A 19,233-nucleotide genomic window follows, 5' to 3' on the forward strand; every position below is an offset into this window, starting at 1 on the left:
TTTCCACGGAAACCGGGGCTCTTCGCATGTCTGCCACCCACTGCTCCCGTCCGTTCCCGGCGCGCTGCCGCGACGCCCGCGTGACGGCTGGCACAATGATCGTGTGAACACCGAGAACGCACCGGCCGTGCCGCTCATCGAGTCCCTCGAGACCACGCGTGAGCTCTTGCGCTCCACGACCCTGCCGCTCGCCACGGCGAGCGCGGCGCAACAGCGCGAGAACGCGGCGCGTGCCGTGGCCCAGTTGGACGACTACGTCCTGCCGCGTGTCCGTTCGTTGGACGCCCCGCTGCTGGCCGTGGTGGGCGGTTCCACGGGCGCGGGGAAATCGACCCTGGTCAACGCCCTCGTGGGCCACCCGGTCACACGCTCCGGGGCCATTCGCCCCACCACGCGCAGACCCCTGCTGATCCATCACCCGAGCGACGCGGGGGCGTTCACCACTCAGCGTGTGCTGCCGCACCTGGCCCGGGTCCAGGGGACCCTCGTGGATCCCTCTCGCCCCGCGCCGGCGCCCGACGACGGTGGGACGGCCGTGGAGGACATTGGGTCCCTCGTGTTGCTCGCGGACCAGAACATCCCCAAGGGCCTCGCGATCCTGGACGCCCCGGACGTAGATTCCGTCTCGGACAATAACCGGGCCCTGGCCGCCCAGTTGCTCTCCGCCGCGGACCTGTGGCTGTTTGTCACGACCGCCAATCGCTACGCGGACGCCGTGCCGTGGCAGCTGCTGCGCAACGCTGCGGGGCGCGACATCACGGTGGCCGTGGTGCTGGACCGGGTGCAGGCGTCGTCGGCCGCGGAGATCGAGGAGGACCTGCGGCGGATGCTCAACGAGGAGGGACTGGGTGGCGCCCCCATCTTCGTGGTCGAGGAGTCCCCGCTCAACGAGCTGCGCATGCTGCCCCCGGCCGCCGTGGAACCGCTGCGTGAGTGGCTCGAGACGCTCGGCGCGGACGCGCAGGCCCGCTCGGAGATCGCCGCGCGCACCCTCGGGGGAGCGGTGCGGGAACTCGCGGACACGACCGACCGCACCGCGGAGGCCGTGGCGGGCCAGCAGCACACGGAGGAGCACCTGCGCCGCGAGGTGACCACGTCCTTCGACGAGGCGCTGCGCGCGATCATCGACTCCACTCGGGACGGGACCCTGTTGCGCGGTGAGGTGCTCGCGCGCTGGCAGGACTTCGTGGGAACCGGCGAGTTCTTCCGCAGCCTCGAGGCGGGAATCGGGCGGGTCCGGGACCGGATGACCGCGTTCTTCAAGGGCCAACCCGCACCCGAGGTGCGCGTGGAGGAAGCCATCGAATCGGGTCTGCAGGCCGTGATCGTGGAGAACACGGCCCGTGCCGCGGAATCCGCCGAGCGGCGCTGGCGTGACGAGCCCGCCGGACAGGTGTTGCTCGCGGGCCGGGATGCGGCCGCCCTGCCACCGGACTTCCCCGACCAGGTCGCGGAGAGCATCCGGTCGTGGCAGTCGGACGTCATGCTCATGATCCAGCAGGAAGGCGCGGGCAAGCGCACGCGGGCCCGCGCAATGTCGCTGGGCGTGAACGCGCTCGCCGTGATCCTCATGATCGCCGTGTTCTCGACCACGGGCGGGCTGACCGGCCTGGAGGTCGGGATCGCGGGTGGTTCGGGTGTCGTGGGGACCAAACTGCTCGAGGCGGTCTTCGGTGAGGACGCCGTGCGCCGGATGAGCGACCAGGCGCGCAAGAACTTGGAGACCCGGATTCGGACGATGCTGGCCGGTCGGGCCAAGCAGTTCCTGGACACGATCGACGAACTCGGGGAGCACCCCTCGGCCGAGCAACTGCACGCAGCGGCCGCCCGCGTGCGCGCAGAGAGTGAGGCCCTGTGAACCCGCGTTCCCGGGACCAGGACGTGTCCCTGTCCGATCGGATCTCCGGACTCGCGCAGGCCGTGGACATCGCGGAGGGTCGCCTGGACGCCGAGGTGATCCGGGGTGCGCGGGAGACCCTCGAGCGCGCCGCGCAGCGCCGGGCGCTGTCCGCGGACCACACCGTGGTGGGCTTCTTCGGCGCCACGGGCTCCGGCAAGTCCTCCCTGTTCAACGCCGTGGTCGGTCAGGACCTCGCCCGTAGTGCGGCGCGCCGACCCACGACCTCCGCACCGCTCGCCGCGATCTGGGGGGATGAGGGCAGCCAGCCGCTGCTCGACTGGCTCGACGTCGCTGACCGCAGGGTCGTGGGTCCCGCGCTGAGCACGTCCACCGGGCGCGGGCGCAAGGCGAGCACCACGAGCGGTGGGCTCGTGCTGCTGGACCTGCCGGACTTCGACTCCGTGACGCGGGAACACCGGCAGATCGTCCAGCGCATGGTCGGTCTCGTGGACGTGGTCGTGTGGGTCGTGGACCCCCAGAAGTACGCGGACGCGGTGTTGCACCAGGACTTCGTGCAGCCGCTCGCCCGCCACGGCGCCGTGACCATGGTCGTGCTCAACCAGGCGGACCGGCTCGATGAGCGGGACGTCCCCTCGGTGCTCGCATCGCTCACGGAACTCGTGGCGCAGGACGGCCTCCCCGCGACCGGGCCGAGCGCGCCCGTGGCCGTCTCCGCTCTCACGGGTCAGGGTGTCCCGCAACTGCGGGACCGGATCCACGCCGTGGCCGCCCAACGCGCCGCCGCCGGGCAGCGACTCGAGGCGGACGTCATCCACAGCGCCGGGGAACTCGCGCGCGCCGCAGGGGAGGGCGATCCGCGCGGGATCACCAAGGACGCGAGTGAGCGGCTCACCGCCGGGCTCGCGCGTGCCGTCGGCATCGACCTGGTCGCGGACGCCGCGGCCCGTTCGTACCGGTTGCGCGCGGGGCGGCACACCGGGTGGATCGCCACGCGCTGGCTCACCCGCCTGAGCAAGGACCCGCTCAAGCGCTTGCACATCGAGAGCCATGACAAGCACTCGGACCCCGGGGTGCACCGCACGTCCCTGCCGCCCATGAACGCGTCCCAGAAGGCCGCCGCGGACTCCGCCGTGCGCGGTTTCGCGGACGATGTCTCCCAGGGCGCCGGGGAGCCGTGGCGGCGCAGCATCCGTGGCGCCGCCCGCAGCAACGAACAGCGGTTGCCGGACGCGCTGGACCAAGCCGTCGCACGCACCAAGTTCTCCGCGCGCGGGGCGTCCTGGTGGTGGATCGTCTTCGACGTCCTGCAGTGGCTCGCCATGCTCGTCACGGTGCTCGGTCTGTTGTGGTTGCTGGGTCTGTTCCTGGCCGAGTACTTCCAGATCCCCCTGCCCCCGCCACCCACGGTCGAGGGCTTCCCACTACCCATGCCCACGCTCATGGTGCTCGCGGGGGTCGTGCTCGCGCTCTTCCTCGCGCTCACGGGCGCGGTGATCGCGTCGCTCGCGTCCCGTGTCCGGGCCTCGCGGGTACGACGTCGCTTGCAGCGTTCCGTCCGCACGACCGCCGAGGAGACGGTCCAGGCCCCGGTGGAACACGAACTCGAGGCGCACCGCGAGTTCACCGGGGCCGTGGCACGGGCGGCGCTCACGCGGCGCTGACCTGCACGGCGTGCTCGGGGCTCACCCTTGCCGATGCGCCCGGCCCGGGTTGCGCCCACGGGCTCACGCGGCGCTGACGCGCACGGCCTCCGTGAGGTGCCGGGCCGCCTGGACCACGATGTCCGCGTGCTTCCGACCGGGCTGCTTGGACAGGCGTTCGATGGGTCCCGAGATGGACACCGCGGCGATCACCCTGCCCGAGGGTCCACGCACGGGCGCGGAGACCGAGGCGATCCCCGGTTCGCGTTCGCCGATCGACTGGGCCCAGCCGCGGCGTCGTACCCCGGCGAGGGTCGTGGCGGAGAACCTCGCGTGATGCAGCCCCTCGATCAGGCGCGCGTGGTCCTCCCACGCCACGAGCACCTGCGCGGCGGAGCCCGCCTTCATGGACAACTGGGTGCCCACGGGGATCGTGTCGCGCAAGCCGATGGGCCGTTCGGCCGAGGCCACGCACACGCGCCACTCGCCCTGGCGGCGGAACACCTGGGAGGACTCACCGGTACTGTCCCGCAACTGCAGGAGCACGGGGGCCGCGGCAGAGATCAGTCGGTCCTCACCAGCGGCCGAGGCGAGCTCCACGAGGCGGGACCCGAGGACGAAGCGCCCGTGCACGTCCCGGCCCACGAACCGGTGATGGGCGAGCGCCACCGCGAGCCGGTGGGCGGTGGGTCGCGCGAGCCCCGTGGTCTCCACGAGATCCGCGAGGGAGGCCGCACCGGCCTCGAGGGCGTCCAGGATGAGGGAGGCCTTGTCGATGACCCCCACGCCGGAGGGGGAGAACGAGGACTCCTCGGGCATGCCCGAGCCCGTCCCTCGGCCGCCCAGGGGAGAGCCCAGGGGGGCTCCGGAAGGATCCATCGCGTGCGTCGTGTCCATGCCTTGATATTGCCGTCTCACAATGCGAGAAGCAAGTCCGAGGAGTGGAACTGCTCGCCGCGAGCGATGACCATGATGGCAACGGTCACGTGCGGGACGCGCGAACGCCGCCCACGCGGCGTCGTCCACCGCACGCCAGGACACGAGCAGGAGTGACGAGATGACGAGCACACAGACCACCGCGCCGCGGACGCTGGCGGAGAAGGTGTGGAACGACCACCTGGTGCGCCAGGGTGAGGCCGGACGCCCCGACCTGATCTACATCGACCTCCACCTGCTCCACGAGGTCACGAGCCCCCAGGCCTTCGAAGGCCTGCGGCTGGCCGGACGCGGACTGCGGCGCACCGATCTGACGATCGCGACCGAGGATCACAACACGCCCACCGAAAACATCTTCTCGACCATCGCGGACGAGACCTCCCGCAAGCAGATCGAGACGCTGCGCCGCAACTGCGAGGAATTCGGTGTGCGGCTGCACTCCCTGGGGGACGCCGAACAGGGGATCGTGCACGTGGTGGGTCCGCAGCTGGGGCTGACCCAGCCGGGGATGACCGTGGTGTGCGGTGACTCCCACACATCCACGCACGGAGCCTTCGGGGCGCTCGCGTTCGGGATCGGCACGTCCGAGGTGGAGCACGTCATGGCCACCCAGACCCTCTCGCTCGCACCGTTCAAGACCATGGCCATCAATGTGGAGGGCACGCTCAAGCCGGGGGTCAGTTCCAAGGACATCATCCTGGCCGTGATCGCCAAGATCGGCACGGGCGGCGGGCAGGGTCACGTGCTCGAGTACCGCGGGTCCGCGATCCGCTCCCTGTCCATGGAAGCGCGCATGACGATCTGCAACATGTCGATCGAGGCGGGTGCGCGGGCGGGGATGATCGCGCCGGACCGAACCACGTTCGACTACGTCGAGGGCCGCCCGCACGCGCCGCAGGGTGAGGACTGGGACGCCGCCGTGGAGTACTGGAAGACCCTGCACACGGACGAGGGCGCCACGTTCGACCGCGAAGTGTTCATCAACGCGGATGAACTGGAGCCGTTCGTCACGTGGGGCACCAACCCGGGTCAGGGCGTGCCGCTGTCCCAGGCGGTCCCGGATCCGGAGGACGCCGGGGATGACAACGCCAAGGACGCCGCGCGGCGCGCCCTCGAGTACATGGGCCTGGAAGCCGGAACACCCATGAAGCAGATCCCCGTGGACACCGTGTTCCTGGGCTCGTGCACCAACTCCCGCATCGAGGACCTGCGGGCCGCCGCGGCGATCGTCAAGGGCCGCAGCAAGGCCGAAAACGTGCGGGTCATGGTTGTCCCCGGTTCCGCCAAGGTGCGCTTGCAGGCCGAGGCCGAGGGGCTGGACAAGGTGTTCACGGACTTCGGCGCGGACTGGCGCTTCGCGGGATGCTCCATGTGCCTCGGGATGAATCCGGACCAGTTGGCGCCGGGGGAGCGCTGCGCCTCCACGTCCAACCGCAACTTCGAGGGGCGCCAGGGCAAGGGCGGGCGCACCCACCTGGTGTCACCGGTGGTCGCGGCGGCCACGGCCGTGCGGGGGACCCTCAGCGCGCCGTCGGACCTCGAGCCGGTGGCCTGAGCCCCGCAACCCGCCGCGACGTACACCACCAGAAAAGGACACAGCCATGGAGAAGTTCACCACCCACCGGGGCGTGGGTGCCCCGCTCAAGCAGTCGAACGTGGACACCGACCAGATCATCCCCGCCGTCTACCTCAAGCGCATCACCAAGACCGGTTTCGACGACGCCCTGTTCGCCGGGTGGCGCAAGAACCCCGAGTTCGTGCTCAACCAGCCCGAGTACCGCAACGCTTCCGTGCTCGTGGCCGGCGCGGACTTCGGTACGGGGTCGTCGCGCGAGCACGCCGTGTGGGCGCTACGCGACTACGGGTTCAAGGCCGTGATCTCCTCCCGTTTCGCGGACATCTTCCGCGGCAACTCGGGCAAGCAGGGATTGCTTGCGGCGCAGGTGGACCAATCGGACGTGGAGTTGCTGTGGAAGCTCATGGAGGAGCAGCCCGGCGTGGAGATCCAGGTGGACCTGGAGTCGCGCACCGTCACGTGCGGGCCCGTGACGGTGCCCTTCCAGATCGACGACTACACCCGCTGGCGGCTCATGGAGGGTCTCGACGACATCGGGTTGACCCTGCAGCATGAGGCGGACATCGATGCGTACGAGCGCACCCGCCCCGCGTTCAAGCCCACCACGCTGCCCGCCCGAACCTGAGTGGCGGCTGGACCGATCAGCGGTTCGAGCCGGTAGAATGTCGAGGTCCCGTGCGTGTTCCGCGCCCGGGAGATCCCTTCCCGCAGATCGGTAGGTCATGACTTCTTTGCGCATCACCGGCGGCGTTCCGCTGTCGGGTCAGGTGACGGTACGCGGCGCCAAGAACCTGGTTCCCAAGGCCATGGTGGCCGCGCTGCTCGGCTCCACTCCTTCCACGCTGGGCAACGTGCCGGAGATCAAGGACGTCAAGGTCGTCACGGACCTGCTGAGCCTGCACGGTGTGGAGGTCACGCGCGACGACGCCCGGGGTGAGTTGACGCTCGACCCCACCAACGTGACTCGTGCCCGCCATGCGGACATCGACGCCCACGCCGGCGACTCGCGGATCCCGATTCTGCTGTGCGGCCCGCTGTTGCACGCCCTGGGAGAGGCGTTCATCCCGGACCTGGGCGGGTGCCGGATCGGTGACCGCCCCATCAACTACCACCTCGAGGTGCTGCGCAATTTCGGCGCCAAGGTGGAGAAGCTCGATTCGGGGATCCGGATGAGTGCACCGCACGGGTTGCAGGGCGCCAAGATCGACTTGCCGTACCCGTCCGTGGGGGCCACGGAACAGGTGCTGCTCTCCGCCACGCGTGCCGAGGGCCACACCGAGCTGCGCGGTGCCGCGACCGAGCCCGAGATCATGGACCTGATCGCGATCCTGCAGAAGATGGGCGCGCTCATCACCGTGCAGACGGACCGTGTGATCCGCATCGAGGGCGTTCCTGAACTCACGGGGTACGTGCACAGCGCGCTGCCCGACCGCATGGAAGCGGCGTCGTGGGGTTCCGCGGCACTGGCCACCGGTGGTGACATCTTCGTGGCCGGCGCCAAGCAGGCGGACATGATGACCTTCCTCAACACCTTCCGCAAGGTGGGCGGTGGGCTGGACATCCGCGAGGACGGCATCCGCTTCTATCACCCGGGCGGGGACCTCAACCCCCTGATCGTGGAGACGGACGTGCACCCCGGATTCATGACCGACTGGCAGCAACCGCTCGTGGTCGTGTTGACCCAGGCCAAGGGCGTGTCGATCGTGCACGAGACCGTGTACGAGAACCGTTTCGGCTTCACGCGCGCGCTCAACCGCATGGGCGCCGTGATCCAGTTGCACCGCGAGTGCCTGGGCTCGGTGCCGTGCCGCTTCGGGCAGCGCAACTTCCTGCATTCCGCCGTGATCTCCGGCCCCACGCCGTTGCATGCCACCGACATCCACATCCCGGACCTGCGCGGCGGGTTCTCCCACCTGATCGCGGCGCTGTCCGCGGAGGGCGTCTCGCACGTGACCGGTGTGGAACTGATCAAGCGCGGCTACGAGCACTTCACCGACAAACTGGGTGGGCTGGGCGCTAACTTCACCGTCGACGAGCGGTGAGCCCCCGCCCGCACCGCACGGCTCACCCGATCGAGGGAACTGCAATCCGCCCAGCAAGGAGTGACAGCCCGGATGAGTAGGACCTCGCAGCGTTCCACGTTCCGCGTCCTCGCGGGGATGGTGATCCCCGTCTACCGGCTGTTCGCCAGATCCCACTGGCGTGGCCGGGAGAACTTCCCGGGCTCCGGCGGTTTCGTGGTGGCGGCCAACCACCTCACGGAGCTCGATCCGATCACCGTGGCCTACCCGGTGTACGCGTCCGGGATCATGCCGCGGTTCCTGGCCAAGGAGTCGTTGTTCCGGGTCCCGGTGGTGGGCACCATCATCGCGAAGATCGGGCAGGTCCCCGTGTACCGCGGAACCTCGCGCGCCAAGGACTCCCTGGTGGCCGCCCTGGCCGAACTCGACAGCGGCGGCGCCGTAATCGTGTATCCGGAGGGCACCATCACGCTGGACACCGAGATGTGGCCCATGCGCGGGCGCACGGGAGCCGCTCGTCTCGCGCTCAAGGCCGGCGTCCCGGTGGTGCCCATGGCGCACTGGGGGGACCAGGAGATCCTGTACCGGGACCCCAGCGGTCACCGCACGGTGAGCCTGTGGCCCCGTAAGCGCGTGGACGTGCTCGTGGGAGAGCCGATGCACCCGGAGGACCTCGTCCCCGGCGGTCTCCAGCGTCCTGGTCATCCGTCCTCCGACGAGCTCACGAAGGCCACCGAATCCATCATGGGTGCGATCACCGACCTGCTGGGTGAGTTGCGGCAAGAAGAAGTACCGCGCGAGCTCTTCGACCCGCGAGCCGGGAAGGTGGCCCCGTGACGCCGGATCCGAACGGTCCCCGCAAGGTCACCGTGCTGGGAGCGGGTTCGTGGGGCACCACGTTCGCCAAGGTCCTCGCGGACGCCGCCGCGGATGCCGGCGCCCAGCGCACCGTGTGTCTGTGGGGCCGCGATCCCGAGTCGATGCAGCGGATCGCCCGCGAGCACCGCAACGACCGCTACGTCCCGGAGATCGAGCTACCGGAAATCCTCGAGTATTCGAGCGACCTGCGCTCGGCGCTCGCGGGAGCGGACCTCGTGGTCGCCGCGATCCCCGCCCAATCGCTGCGCGCGCAACTGGGCGCGGCGGCGTCGTACGTGGAACCGGAGGCCGTGATCCTGTCCCTGGCCAAGGGACTCGAATCCGGGACCGGGCTGCGGATGACCCAGGTGATCGCTCAGGTGCTCGCCGAACACACGCAGCGCACCGCGGAGGAGTGGGCCCGGCGCACGTGCGTGCTCTCGGGGCCCAACCTGGCCATGGAGATCGCGCGGGAGGAACCCACGGCCTCCGTGGTCGCGGCCACCGATCACGACACCGCCGCGTGGGTTGCGCGCTGCTGTGCCGCACCCTATTTCCGGCCCTACACGAACACGGACGTGATCGGCACCGAGATCGGCGGTCTCGTGAAGAACGTGATCGCCCTGTGCGTGGGGATCTGCGACGGCCGCGGCTACGGGGACAACTCCAAAGCCTCGGTCATGACGCGCGGCCTGGCCGAGACCACACGGCTGGCCCTGGCGCTGGGCGGCGACCTGACCACCTTGTCGGGGTTGTCCGGGATGGGCGACCTCGTGGCCACGTGCTCGTCCTCCCTGTCCCGCAACCACACGGCCGGTAGGCTCCTGGGGGCCGGACTGGGCCTCGAGCAGGTGCAGGACGCCATGACCCAGACCGCGGAGGGGATCAAGTCCGCCCCCGCGGTCCTCGCCCTCGCGCGCCACCACGGCGTGGACATGCCCATCACGGAGGCCGTGGTGAGCGTGCTGCGCAACGACGTTCCGGTCCACGAACTGGCGCCCAGGCTGTTGGGCCGCGATCTGAAATCCGAAGGGAACAGCGCATGAGCACCACCCACGAGAACCCCGAGTCCACCGCCGCGGGCAGTAAGCCGTGTGTCGCGGTCGTGTTCGGCGGGCGCTCGTCGGAACATTCCGTCTCCCTCATCACGGCGCGCTCGGTACTGCGGGCCATCGACCGTGACACGTGGGACGTGGTGAGTGTGGGGATCTCCACGGACGGCGCATGGTTCCTGTACTCCCAGGAGGAACTCGAGGCGCTGCTGGACGAGCAGCCCATGGCGCAGCTGCCCGTGGGGCGGCGACGAGTGAGCCTGCCCCTGCAGACGGGGGACAGCCGGCTGCTGATCCACGATTCGGACGAGCACGGTGCCGCACTGACCCGCGGCCGCCACGTGGACATCGTCTTCCCGTTGCTGCACGGCCCGTTCGGTGAGGACGGGACCCTGCAGGGGCTGCTCGAGCTCGCGGACCTGCCGTACGTGGGGTGCGGCGTGGCGGCCTCGGCGATCGGGATGGACAAGCACTTCATGAAGCTCGCGTTCCAGGCCGCCGGACTCGAGGTGGGTCCGTACACCGTGGTCCACGACCGCACGTGGCGCACCGACCCGCAGGGCGTGCACCGCGCCGTCGCCGAGCTGGGCTTCCCGGTCTTCGTCAAGCCCGCGCGCGCCGGGTCGTCCTTCGGGATCACCCGGGTGGACGACCCCTCCGGACTGGACGCGGCCATCGAGACCGCGCGCGAACACGACCGCAAGCTCGTGATCGAGGCGGGCATCGACGGCCGTGAGATCGAGTGCGCCGTCCTGGGTGGCCACGGCACCGACGATGCCCGCGCGTCCCTGCCCGGGGAGATCGAGGTGCAGGGTCACGCGTTCTACGACTTCGAGGCCAAGTACCTTGAAGACGACGGCGCTGCACTCTCGTGCCCCGCGAAGCTCCCGGAGGACGTGATCGACACGCTGCGCCGCGAGGCGGTGCGCGCGTTCCACGCCGTGGACGGTGAGGGGCTCGCACGCTGCGACTTCTTCGTGACGCCCGATCACCGCGTGATCATCAACGAGATCAACACCATGCCCGGATTCACCCCCATCTCCATGTACCCGCGCATGTGGGACGCGAGCGGGCTGCAGTACAGTGCACTGATCGACGAGTTGATCACCCTGGCGCTCGAACGGCCCGTGGGGCTGCGCTGAATCCGCCCACGCACGCCGCGTGAGGGTCGCGTGAACGCCGGGGTCGGAAGGGGCACCCGTGTGGCACAAACGCGATGACATGATCGTCCACGAGACCGACCCGTACAACGCGGAACCACCCCGGTCGGGACTCCACGATCCGATCACGACCCCCGATTCCTTCTACGTGCGCAATCACGGCCCGGTGCCCGAGAACGACCCCGGGGACTGGGCGGTCACGGTCGACGGGCTCGTCGACGAGTCCGCGAGCTTCACGCCGGAACGGTTGCGGGAGGAGTTCACGCACCACACGCTCACGGCCACGATGCAGTGCGCGGGCAATCGCCGTGCCGGTTTCCTGCCCGTGCGTGACATCCCGGGGGAGGACCCGTGGGGACCCGGGGCCACCTCCACCGCGCTGTGGACCGGGGCTCGATTGTGCGACGTCCTGCGGTCGGTCGGTGTCGCGGACGGCGCCCGGCACGTGGAGTTCACGGCCTCGGACGTCTCCGACCTCGCGGATCCCCCGCAGGCCTACGGCGGGTCGATCCCGCTCGCCAAGGCGTTGTCGTCCGAGGTGCTGCTCGCGTGGACGATGAACGGCGAACCCCTGCCCGCGGTGCACGGGGCGCCCGTGCGCGTCGTCGTCCCCGGGTACGTGGGGGCGCGCAGCGTCAAGTGGTTGCGCGGGATCACGGTGCGCGCGGACCCGTCCGAGAACTACTTCCAGGCCACGGCCTATCGCGTCCTGCCGCCCGAGGCGGACCCGGATCACGCCGGGCCGGGGGACGGCATCACTCTGGGATCCGTCGCGTTGAACTGCGACATCCTGAGCCCGGGGGAGCACGAGCACGTTCCGGGCGGTCCGGTGCGCGTCACCGGGTACGCGTACGCGGGGGACGATCGCACGGTGGCGCGCGTGGACGTCTCCGGGGACGACGGGCGCACGTGGCACCAGGCCGAGCTGGATGCGGCGGCCTCCCCGTGGGCGTGGCAGCACTGGGAGGCACTCGTCCCGGTGACCGGGGCCGGGTCCCACGTCCTGATGGCCCGCGCGTGGGACAGCACCGGCGCGTGCCAGCCGGAGTCACCGCGAGCGCTGTGGAACCCCAAGGGTTACGTGAACAACTCGTGGGCCCGGGTGGAGGTCGCGGTCGAGTGAGGCCGCCTTCTAGGGGCGGCCCTGCTGCTCCAGGGTGTCCTTGACGGACAGGCACTGCCGGGTCTGCTCGATGTTCTGCACGGCGGATCCCGTGTCCACGAGCGCGGTCGAGGATGGCACGCGGCTGCTGTCGAAGAGCACCTCCACCGCGGGGGAACGGCCGTAGGTCACCGCGCGCCACTGGTCCTTCTGATCCGGCACCTCGGAGATCAGCCAGTCCACGCCGTTGACGTTCGTGCACGGGTCCGTGGTGGGTCCCGGTTCCTCCGCGCCGCAGCGCACGATCATGGCCGACGGGTCCCCGTAGGCCGTGGTGCCCTGGCTCGAGGTCTCCCGCTGATCCATCCCGCTCACCGACTCGGGCATCGCGAGCATCACGGACGCGCAGTCGGGGTTGGCGTTGTCCGGGGCGCCGTCCACGGTCACGGTCGAACCGCACCCGGTGAGCACGAGCGCACCCACCACAGCCGCGCCGGCCACGCGGCGGCGGGACGACGACGGTCGCGCCCTCCCGCGCCCCGCGGCGGCGGCGTGCCCTGCACCCCGTATGACGCCGCGCAGCCGCGGTCGAGTCCCGGGGGCCTGCGCGGCGGATGTGGGCGTGGACGGGTGCTGCGAGGCCGGGGGAATCATGGCACCCAGGATAGGTGCTGCACCCGGGAGTTCGGTGACTGTGCCCGTCGGAGTGGCTCGCTAGTGTAAGGGACATGACGCACGAGCCCGCCGCCCCGCCCGGGACCACCGTGTCCCAGCTCAGCGAGACCGAGCTGCTGGACGCGTTCCTCCCGGGCGCCACCACGGACGGACCGCACGTCCTGGTGGGACCCGGGGACGACTGCGCCGTGATCGCGGCCCCCGGCGAGCGGGTCGTGGTCACCACGGACACGCTGACCGTGGACCAGGACTTCGCGACCGTGTGGCCGTGCGGTTACCGCACCACCGGCGCGGACGTGGGGCACAAGTGCGCCGCGCAGAACCTCGCGGACATCGCCGCCATGGGGGCCGTGCCGACGGCCATGGTCGTGTCCCTCACCATGCCGGGGGACACCCAGGTCGCATGGGTTTCCGAGTTCGCGGCGGGACTCTCGCGGGCCTTCGGTGAACTGGGCGCGGCGGAGTGCGCGCTCGTGGGCGGGGACCTCGGGCGGGGGCGGGAACTGTCCGTCACGGCCACGGTCCTGGGCAGGCTCGAGGGTGAGCCCGTACTGCGCAGTGGGGCCGGACGGGGCGGGACCCTCGTGCACGTGGGCGTGCTCGGCCGCGCGGCGGCCGGACTGGACGCCCTGCAGACCCCCGTGCCGGGGCGCTGGGACGGCGTCCCCGAGCCCGAACGGACCGCGCTGCACCGCGCCCAACTGCGACCGGCCCCGCCCGTTTCCGTGGGGGCGGAACTCGCTCGGGCGGGGGCGATCGCCATGCTCGACATCTCGGACGGTCTGTTGCGCGATGTCCGCCGGATCGCACGAGCGAGCGGCGTGAGCATCGACCTGGACCCGCAGGCCCTGGAACCCGCGGTGCACACGCTCGCCCACGCGGGGGAGGCCGTCGGGGTGGACCCGTGGCAGTGGGTGCTCACGGGGGGTGAGGACCACGGTCTGCTCGCCGTGCTCCCTGTGGATTCCCCGTTGCCGTCCGGGGTCCGTGCGATAGGCTCGTGTGCACCCTTGCCCCGCGAGGACGGCCCCCGGGGCGGTGGCTCGTCAGCAGGGAACGGAGCACGGCAGCGGCGCCACGAGCGCGGCACCGTGACCATTGCGGGCCGGAGCCCACGGCAGTGGTTCGGTCGCGATGTCGTCGAAGGATGGGATCACTTTGAGCCATAGAGCCGGCTCGTCCACCACCGAGATACGCACCTGGCTCGACGCCGCGCACCGTCGGCTGCGCGAGCACGCGGACGTCCTAGACGATCTCAACGTCTTCCCCGTCGCGGACGCGGACACCGGTGCGAACCTCAGCGCCACGGTGGGATTCGCGGCGGAGGCCGCGCACCTGATCGAGGGCAGGGACGTGGGCGAACTGCTTGTCTACGCGGGCCAGGCCGCCCTCGAGCAGGCCCGCGGGAACTCCGGCGTACTGGCCGCGGTGGCGTTGACCGCCATGGGCCAGGCGGTGGAGGGCTGCGTGCGGCTGACCGCCGCGCAGCTCAAGGCGGCGCTCATGGCAGCCCAGGTCCGGTGCTGGTCCGCACTCACCGAGCCCGTTCCGGGGACCATGATCTCCGTCCTGCAGGCCGCCGGGGAGGTCCCCGTCCCGGACACCGCCGCGGAAGGGTCCAATCAGCAGCTCGTCGAGTGGCTGGACCTCATGGTGCAGGCCGCCACGCAGGCCGTGATCGACACCGTAGACCAGATTCCGGTGCTCACTGAACGCGGCACGGTGGATTCCGGCGCGCTCGGCATGCTCGTCATCCTCGCGGCGCTGCGCACCGAACTCAGCGGGGAGGACTCGGCCGCGGACCCCGTGCAGGACATCGTCCGGGACCACGCGCTGCCGCTCACGAGTGGCGAACAGGAGCCATCGGATGGGTACGAGGTCATGGGCACCATGGACCTCTCCGCCCTGGACGCCGCCGAACTGCGCCACGAGCTCGACGACGCCGGGGACAGTGTGATCGTCAGCGCGGTCAGTGAGAACGAGAACGGGTACACGTGGCGCGTCCACGTGCACGTCGCGGACCCGGACACCGCGCTGGACCTCATGCGCCGGCGCGGCACCGCGCGCAATGTGACAGTGACGTCCCTCGCGGCGGAGCCACGGTGACCAGCCACCGGCCGGACGGGGATGCGCCTGCCGCGCCGCAGGGGTTGCCCGCCTTCGCGGACCTGCTGGACCAGCCCCTGACCCGTTACGTCCCCGGGAAGTCCCCGCGCTCCACGGTGTCCCTGCTGGCCCAGGACCTGGGGATCACCACGGTGGGCCAACTGCTGGACCACGCGCCCCGGCGTTACATCCGCCGGGGGAAGATCCAGGCGCTCACGGACCTGGTGGCGGGGGAGCGGACCTCGTTCGTCGCACGCGTCGAGAGCACAAGCACCCGGCGCATGCGCAGTGATCCTCGGCGCAGTCTCACGGACGTCACGGTCTCGGACGACTCCGGTGCCTACCTGAAGATCACGTTCTTCAACGCGTACTCCGCCCAGAAGGACCTCCCCGTGGGGGCGCTCGCCCTGTTCACGGGGAAGCCGGAGTTCTACCGGGGGAACCTGTCGATGGCGGGCGCGGACTACGCCCTCGTGGACACCCCCGAATCGGTGTCCCGTGCCGCCTCGGACTCCGGTGAGCTCATGCCCATCCCCGTGTACCCGGAGTCCGGCAAGCTCACCACGCCGCGGATCGGAAAGGTGGTCCAGCAAGTACTGCTCACCGCGGACCTGGACGCGATCCAGGACCCGCTGCCGCCCGACGTCGTCGCCGCGCAGGGACTGCCGGAACCGGGACAGGCCTACCGGGATCTGCACGTTCCCGAGACCGTGGCGGCCTACGAACGGGCGCGCAATCGGTTCCGGTTCCAGGAAGCGTTCGTCCTGCAGGCCGAGCTCGTGCGCCGTCGCGCGGAGCACGCCGCGCATCCCGTGGCCCCACGACCCCCGCGGGAGGACGGCCTGTTGGCCCGCTTCGACGCCTCCCTGCCCTTCGCCCTGACCCCTGGCCAGCGGGCGGTCGGGGAGGAGATCTCCCGGGAGATCGCGGGCACCGCACCCATGAACCGGTTGCTGCAGGGCGATGTGGGCTCCGGTAAGACCGTGGTCGCGCTGCGGGCCATGCTCCAGGTCGTGGACCACGGCGGTCAGGCGGCCATGCTCGCCCCCACCGAGGTGCTCGCCGCGCAGCACCACGAGAAGATCACGGCCGCGCTGGGCCCCCTCGCCATGGCCGGGCAGCTGGGTGGGGACCCGGAGGCCACACGGGTCACCCTGCTCACCGGCAGCATGTCCGCACCCGCCCGCCGCAAGGCCCTCCTGGACATCGCCAGCGGCGCCGCGGGCATCGTGGTGGGCACCCATGCCCTGATCCAGGACGCGGTGCAGTTCGCGGACCTCGGCTTGGCCGTCGTGGACGAGCAGCACCGCTTCGGCGTGGAACAACGCGACGCCCTCCGGGACAAGGCCGGCCAGGCCCCGCACACCCTCGTGATGACGGCCACACCCATCCCGCGCACCGTGGCCATGACGGTCTTCGGCGACCTGGACGTGAGCACACTGCGGGAGTTGCCGGGCGGGCGCCAACCCATCGGCACGTTCGTCGTGGGCCTCGCCGAGCACGGCCCGGCCTGGGAACGCCGCGTGTGGGCACTCGCCGCGGAGCACGTCGCGCGCGGCCGGCAGGTCTACGTCGTCGCGCCCAAGATCGGCGATGACGCCGCGGTGCCCCCCTTCGAGAGCCTGCGCGATTCCATCGAGACGCAAGAGGAAGATCTCGAGCCCGCGACCGTCACGTGGCTCACCGAGCTCGTGGCCGCACAGCCCGAACTCCGGGGCGCCCGCGTGGCCGTGCTGCACGGGCGCCAGGACACGCCACTCAAGGCTCGCACCATGGCGGACTTCGCGGCGGGGAACACCGACGTACTGGTTTCCACCACGGTGATCGAGGTCGGGGTGGACGTCCCCAACGCCACGCTCATGATCATCGCGGACCCGGAACGGTTCGGAATTTCCCAACTACACCAGCTGCGCGGGCGGATCGGGCGCGGTGAGCACCCGGGCACGTGCTTGCTCGTGACCCGCACACCCCCCGATCATCCCGGGCGCGCGCGTCTCGACGCCGTGGCCGCGACCACGGACGGCTTCGATCTCGCGGAAGTCGATCTGAGCCTGCGCAAGGAGGGGGACATCCTGGGCGCGTCCCAGTCCGGGGGCCGCTCCGGCCTACGGTGGATCAGTGCGCTGCGGGACGAGGCCCTCGTCGCGCGGGCCAGGGCCGCCGCGGAGATCGTGATCCACGACGACCCGCAGCTCACCGAACACCCCGCCCTGCGTGCGGCGATCACACGGGTCCTGGACGAGGACCGACAAGCATTCCTGGAGCGAGGATGACACGGATCATAGCCGGACGAGCCGGCGGCCAACGCCTGAAGTCGGTGCCCGGCTCGGCCACACGACCCACGACCGACCGGGTCAAGGAATCACTGTTCGCCCGGCTCGACGCCTGGGGCATGTGTGAGGGCGCACGCGTCCTCGACCTCTTCGCGGGCTCGGGCGCCCTGGGCCTCGAGGCGGCGAGCCGCGGAGCCGCGACCGTCACGCTCGTGGAACGAGCGGCCGCGGCGGCGGCGGTGTGCCGGGAGAACGCGACGCTCGTAGCGGCGTCGTGCCCGGACACCAAGATCACCACCGTGCAGTCCGCCGTGGCCGGGTACCTGGGCCGCGCCGCGCACCACCGCTGGGACCTCGTGCTCGCCGACCCGCCCTACCCTCTGGACAACGATGAGCTCGCCCGGACGCTCTCGCGGCTCGCGGGTCGGCTGGGGCCGGGCGGGGTGATCGCGGTCGAGCGTTCCACACGCACCGAGGAGCCCGCGTGGCCCCGCGGCCTGCGCCGTTTCGAGGACGGCGAGCATGGCGAGACCCGCTTGTGGTTCCTCGAAGCGGACGATCACGCGCCCGGTGCCTCGGACGCGGACTGACCTCGGTGGCACCCCGGTCCGGGCGTCGTCGACCCGGGCCCCTGCGCGGTCGACCTGGTCAGCTGCACCGGCTCAGGCACCTCGCGAGCCGGAGCTGTGCGAGGCCGAGCGCGCCGTCGTCGGCGCCCGGTAACGGCCTGTCAGACCGCGGCGGCGAGTCCCGCCATGGCCCCGCGCAGCACGTCCGTGCGCTTGCAGAACGCCAACCGCAGCCAGTCCGCGTACAGCCCCCGGTTCGCGGGACCCGCGAACGCCGAGACCGGGATGCCCACCAGACCCGCGTTCTCGGCCCAGTGCCGGCCGAGGTCCGTGGCGTTGTCCACCCCGGCGAGCGCGTAGTGATCGCTCACGTCCGCGACCGCGAAGAACGTGCCCTCGGGAACCGGCGGGGTCAGCCCGGCCTCCCGCAGCCCGGCCACGAGCACGTCTCGGCGCTCGCGGTAGTCCTCGAGCAGCGCATCGTAGAACGCGGGCGGGAAACTCAGTGCATGGGCCACGGCGTGCTGCAGCGGGGCGGCCGCGCTGTGCGAAAGATAGCTCTTCACGGCGATGACCCCGCGCATCAGCTCGGGCGGGCCGCTCACCCAGCCCACGCGCCAGCCCGTGGCGGAGAACGTCTTCCCCGCGGAGGACACGCTCAGGGTGCGCTCCGCAGCCCCGGGCAGGGAGGCGATGGGCTCATGGGGCCCGGCGAACCGGAGGTGCTCGTACACCTCGTCGGTCACGATCACGGCGTCGAACTCCGTGGCGAGCTCCACGAGCAGTTCCTTGAACTCGCGGGACGCCACCGTGCCCGTGGGGTTGTGCGGGTCGTTGAGTATCACGGCGCGGGTGCGGGGGGAGAACGCGGCGCGCACGTCGTCCGGGTCCGGCGTGAAGGTCGGGGGGAGCAGGGGGACGGGAACGGGCGTGGCGCCGGTGAATTCCACGGCCGCGCCGTAGAGGTCATAGCGCGGCTCGAACATGACCACTTCGTCCCCGGGATGCAGCACGGACAACAGCGCCGCGGTCATGCCCTCGGTCGCGCCCGCGCTCACGGCGATCTGCGAATCGGGGTCGAGGTGCAGACCGTAGTGGTCGCGCTGGTGCTTAGCCACCGCCTGGCGCAGTGCGGGGACGCCGATGATGGGCGCGTACTGGTGGTGCCCGGTGTGCAGGGCGGCCATCGCGGCGTCGACCATGGGCTGCGGCGGCGCGAAATCCGGGAACCCCTGACCGAGGTTCACCGAGCCGGTGCGCGTGGCGAGCGCCGTCATCTCTTCGAAGACCGTGGAACGGAGGGCCCCGGAGGGATCCAGCAGCCCGCCGCCTGCGGCCATGCGCTGCCACGGCTGGGCGCGGGGCCTCTCCCGGGCGGGATCGGCGCGGGGTGCGGCCGCGGGC

The 19,233-nt window shown here is 71.0% G+C and carries 16 protein-coding genes; 13 read left to right on the plus strand and 3 right to left on the minus strand.

Annotated elements, in window-relative coordinates:
* The first annotated feature begins 103 nt into the window (after positions 1-103).
* Positions 104-1,858 (plus strand): dynamin family protein, encoded by a 1,755-nt coding sequence (locus HBK84_RS05325; RefSeq protein ID WP_167318373.1) that lies wholly within the window; start codon positions 104-106, stop codon positions 1,856-1,858.
* The gene (locus tag HBK84_RS05330) at positions 1,855-3,522 is read left to right on the plus strand and encodes a GTPase (RefSeq protein WP_167318374.1); all 1,668 of its coding nucleotides are present in this window, start codon (positions 1,855-1,857) and stop codon (positions 3,520-3,522) included. The genes HBK84_RS05325 and HBK84_RS05330 overlap by 4 nt, the downstream gene beginning before the upstream one ends.
* Before the next feature lie 63 nt (positions 3,523-3,585).
* On the opposite strand, the gene HBK84_RS05335 is transcribed toward HBK84_RS05330, so the two are convergent.
* Positions 3,586-4,398, minus strand: a complete 813-nt coding sequence (locus tag HBK84_RS05335; RefSeq protein WP_085106309.1) for an IclR family transcriptional regulator — start codon at positions 4,396-4,398, stop codon at positions 3,586-3,588.
* A 160-nt stretch (positions 4,399-4,558) separates the two neighbouring features.
* Here HBK84_RS05335 and leuC point away from each other — a divergent pair, with 160 nt between their 5' ends.
* The 7 genes from leuC (at position 4,559) to HBK84_RS05370 (ending at position 12,227) form a co-directional block, all read left to right on the plus strand.
* Entirely contained in the window at positions 4,559-5,992 is a 1,434-nt protein-coding gene (gene leuC / locus HBK84_RS05340) for a 3-isopropylmalate dehydratase large subunit (RefSeq protein WP_085106308.1), read from the plus strand.
* A gap of 46 nt (positions 5,993-6,038) precedes the next feature.
* A complete protein-coding gene (gene leuD, locus HBK84_RS05345) occupies positions 6,039-6,638 on the plus strand; it encodes a 3-isopropylmalate dehydratase small subunit (protein ID WP_035964598.1) in 600 nt (199 codons plus the stop codon).
* Positions 6,639-6,735: 97 nt separating this feature from the next.
* Positions 6,736-8,055: a UDP-N-acetylglucosamine 1-carboxyvinyltransferase gene (gene murA, locus HBK84_RS05350; RefSeq protein ID WP_064845678.1), complete on the plus strand. Its 1,320-nt coding sequence runs from the start codon at positions 6,736-6,738 to the stop codon at positions 8,053-8,055.
* Between the two features lie 72 nt (positions 8,056-8,127).
* The gene (locus HBK84_RS05355; protein WP_167318375.1) at positions 8,128-8,871 is read left to right on the plus strand and encodes a 1-acyl-sn-glycerol-3-phosphate acyltransferase; all 744 of its coding nucleotides are present in this window, start codon (positions 8,128-8,130) and stop codon (positions 8,869-8,871) included.
* Positions 8,868-9,938: an NAD(P)H-dependent glycerol-3-phosphate dehydrogenase gene (locus HBK84_RS05360; protein WP_167318376.1), complete on the plus strand. Its 1,071-nt coding sequence runs from the start codon at positions 8,868-8,870 to the stop codon at positions 9,936-9,938. Before HBK84_RS05355 ends, HBK84_RS05360 begins: the two co-directional genes overlap by 4 nt.
* Positions 9,935-11,086 (plus strand): D-alanine--D-alanine ligase family protein, encoded by a 1,152-nt coding sequence (locus HBK84_RS05365; protein ID WP_035964592.1) that lies wholly within the window; start codon positions 9,935-9,937, stop codon positions 11,084-11,086. Before HBK84_RS05360 ends, HBK84_RS05365 begins: the two co-directional genes overlap by 4 nt.
* Before the next feature lie 58 nt (positions 11,087-11,144).
* On the plus strand, positions 11,145-12,227 hold the full coding sequence (locus HBK84_RS05370) for a sulfite oxidase (protein ID WP_167318377.1): 1,083 nt from the start codon (positions 11,145-11,147) through the stop codon (positions 12,225-12,227).
* Positions 12,228-12,236: 9 nt separating this feature from the next.
* Here the strand turns inward: HBK84_RS05370 and HBK84_RS05375 are convergent, their stop codons facing one another.
* Positions 12,237-12,860: a DUF3515 family protein gene (locus tag HBK84_RS05375; RefSeq protein ID WP_167318378.1), complete on the minus strand. Its 624-nt coding sequence runs from the start codon at positions 12,858-12,860 to the stop codon at positions 12,237-12,239.
* A gap of 74 nt (positions 12,861-12,934) precedes the next feature.
* On the opposite strand from HBK84_RS05375, the gene thiL reads away from it, so the two are divergent.
* The 4 genes from thiL (at position 12,935) to rsmD (ending at position 17,850) form a co-directional block, all read left to right on the plus strand.
* A complete protein-coding gene (gene thiL, locus HBK84_RS05380) occupies positions 12,935-14,050 on the plus strand; it encodes a thiamine-phosphate kinase (RefSeq protein WP_167318379.1) in 1,116 nt (371 codons plus the stop codon).
* Complete coding sequence (locus HBK84_RS05385; RefSeq protein ID WP_240919111.1) at positions 14,040-14,987, plus strand: DAK2 domain-containing protein; 948 nt, start codon at positions 14,040-14,042, stop codon at positions 14,985-14,987. Before thiL ends, HBK84_RS05385 begins: the two co-directional genes overlap by 11 nt.
* A 65-nt stretch (positions 14,988-15,052) precedes the next feature.
* Positions 15,053-17,260 (plus strand): ATP-dependent DNA helicase RecG, encoded by a 2,208-nt coding sequence (locus HBK84_RS05390; RefSeq protein ID WP_167319137.1) that lies wholly within the window; start codon positions 15,053-15,055, stop codon positions 17,258-17,260.
* Positions 17,257-17,850: a 16S rRNA (guanine(966)-N(2))-methyltransferase RsmD gene (gene rsmD / locus HBK84_RS05395; protein WP_167318380.1), complete on the plus strand. Its 594-nt coding sequence runs from the start codon at positions 17,257-17,259 to the stop codon at positions 17,848-17,850. Before HBK84_RS05390 ends, rsmD begins: the two co-directional genes overlap by 4 nt.
* Before the next feature lie 140 nt (positions 17,851-17,990).
* Here rsmD and HBK84_RS05400 read toward each other — a convergent pair whose 3' ends face one another.
* Positions 17,991-19,169: an aminotransferase class I/II-fold pyridoxal phosphate-dependent enzyme gene (locus HBK84_RS05400; RefSeq protein WP_370520630.1), complete on the minus strand. Its 1,179-nt coding sequence runs from the start codon at positions 19,167-19,169 to the stop codon at positions 17,991-17,993.
* Between the last annotated feature and the right edge of the window lie 64 nt (positions 19,170-19,233).

Source organism: Kocuria sp. KD4 (assembly GCF_011769905.1).
Taxonomy (GTDB): domain Bacteria; phylum Actinomycetota; class Actinomycetes; order Actinomycetales; family Micrococcaceae; genus Kocuria; species Kocuria marina.

What these genes read in the sequence shown, in the direction of transcription:
- HBK84_RS05335 (WP_085106309.1), bottom strand. Translation starts at nt 4,398, where the DNA reads ATGGACACGACGCACGCGATGGATCCTTCCGGAGCCCCCCTGGGCTCT.
- leuC (WP_085106308.1), top strand. Translation starts at nt 4,559, where the DNA reads ATGACGAGCACACAGACCACCGCGCCGCGGACGCTGGCGGAGAAGGTG.
- leuD (WP_035964598.1), top strand. Translation starts at nt 6,039, where the DNA reads ATGGAGAAGTTCACCACCCACCGGGGCGTGGGTGCCCCGCTCAAGCAG.
- murA (WP_064845678.1), top strand. Translation starts at nt 6,736, where the DNA reads ATGACTTCTTTGCGCATCACCGGCGGCGTTCCGCTGTCGGGTCAGGTG.
- HBK84_RS05355 (WP_167318375.1), top strand. Translation starts at nt 8,128, where the DNA reads ATGAGTAGGACCTCGCAGCGTTCCACGTTCCGCGTCCTCGCGGGGATG.
- HBK84_RS05365 (WP_035964592.1), top strand. Translation starts at nt 9,935, where the DNA reads ATGAGCACCACCCACGAGAACCCCGAGTCCACCGCCGCGGGCAGTAAG.
- HBK84_RS05375 (WP_167318378.1), bottom strand. Translation starts at nt 12,860, where the DNA reads ATGATTCCCCCGGCCTCGCAGCACCCGTCCACGCCCACATCCGCCGCG.
- thiL (WP_167318379.1), top strand. Translation starts at nt 12,935, where the DNA reads ATGACGCACGAGCCCGCCGCCCCGCCCGGGACCACCGTGTCCCAGCTC.
- rsmD (WP_167318380.1), top strand. Translation starts at nt 17,257, where the DNA reads ATGACACGGATCATAGCCGGACGAGCCGGCGGCCAACGCCTGAAGTCG.
- HBK84_RS05400 (WP_370520630.1), bottom strand. Translation starts at nt 19,169, where the DNA reads ATGGCCGCAGGCGGCGGGCTGCTGGATCCCTCCGGGGCCCTCCGTTCC.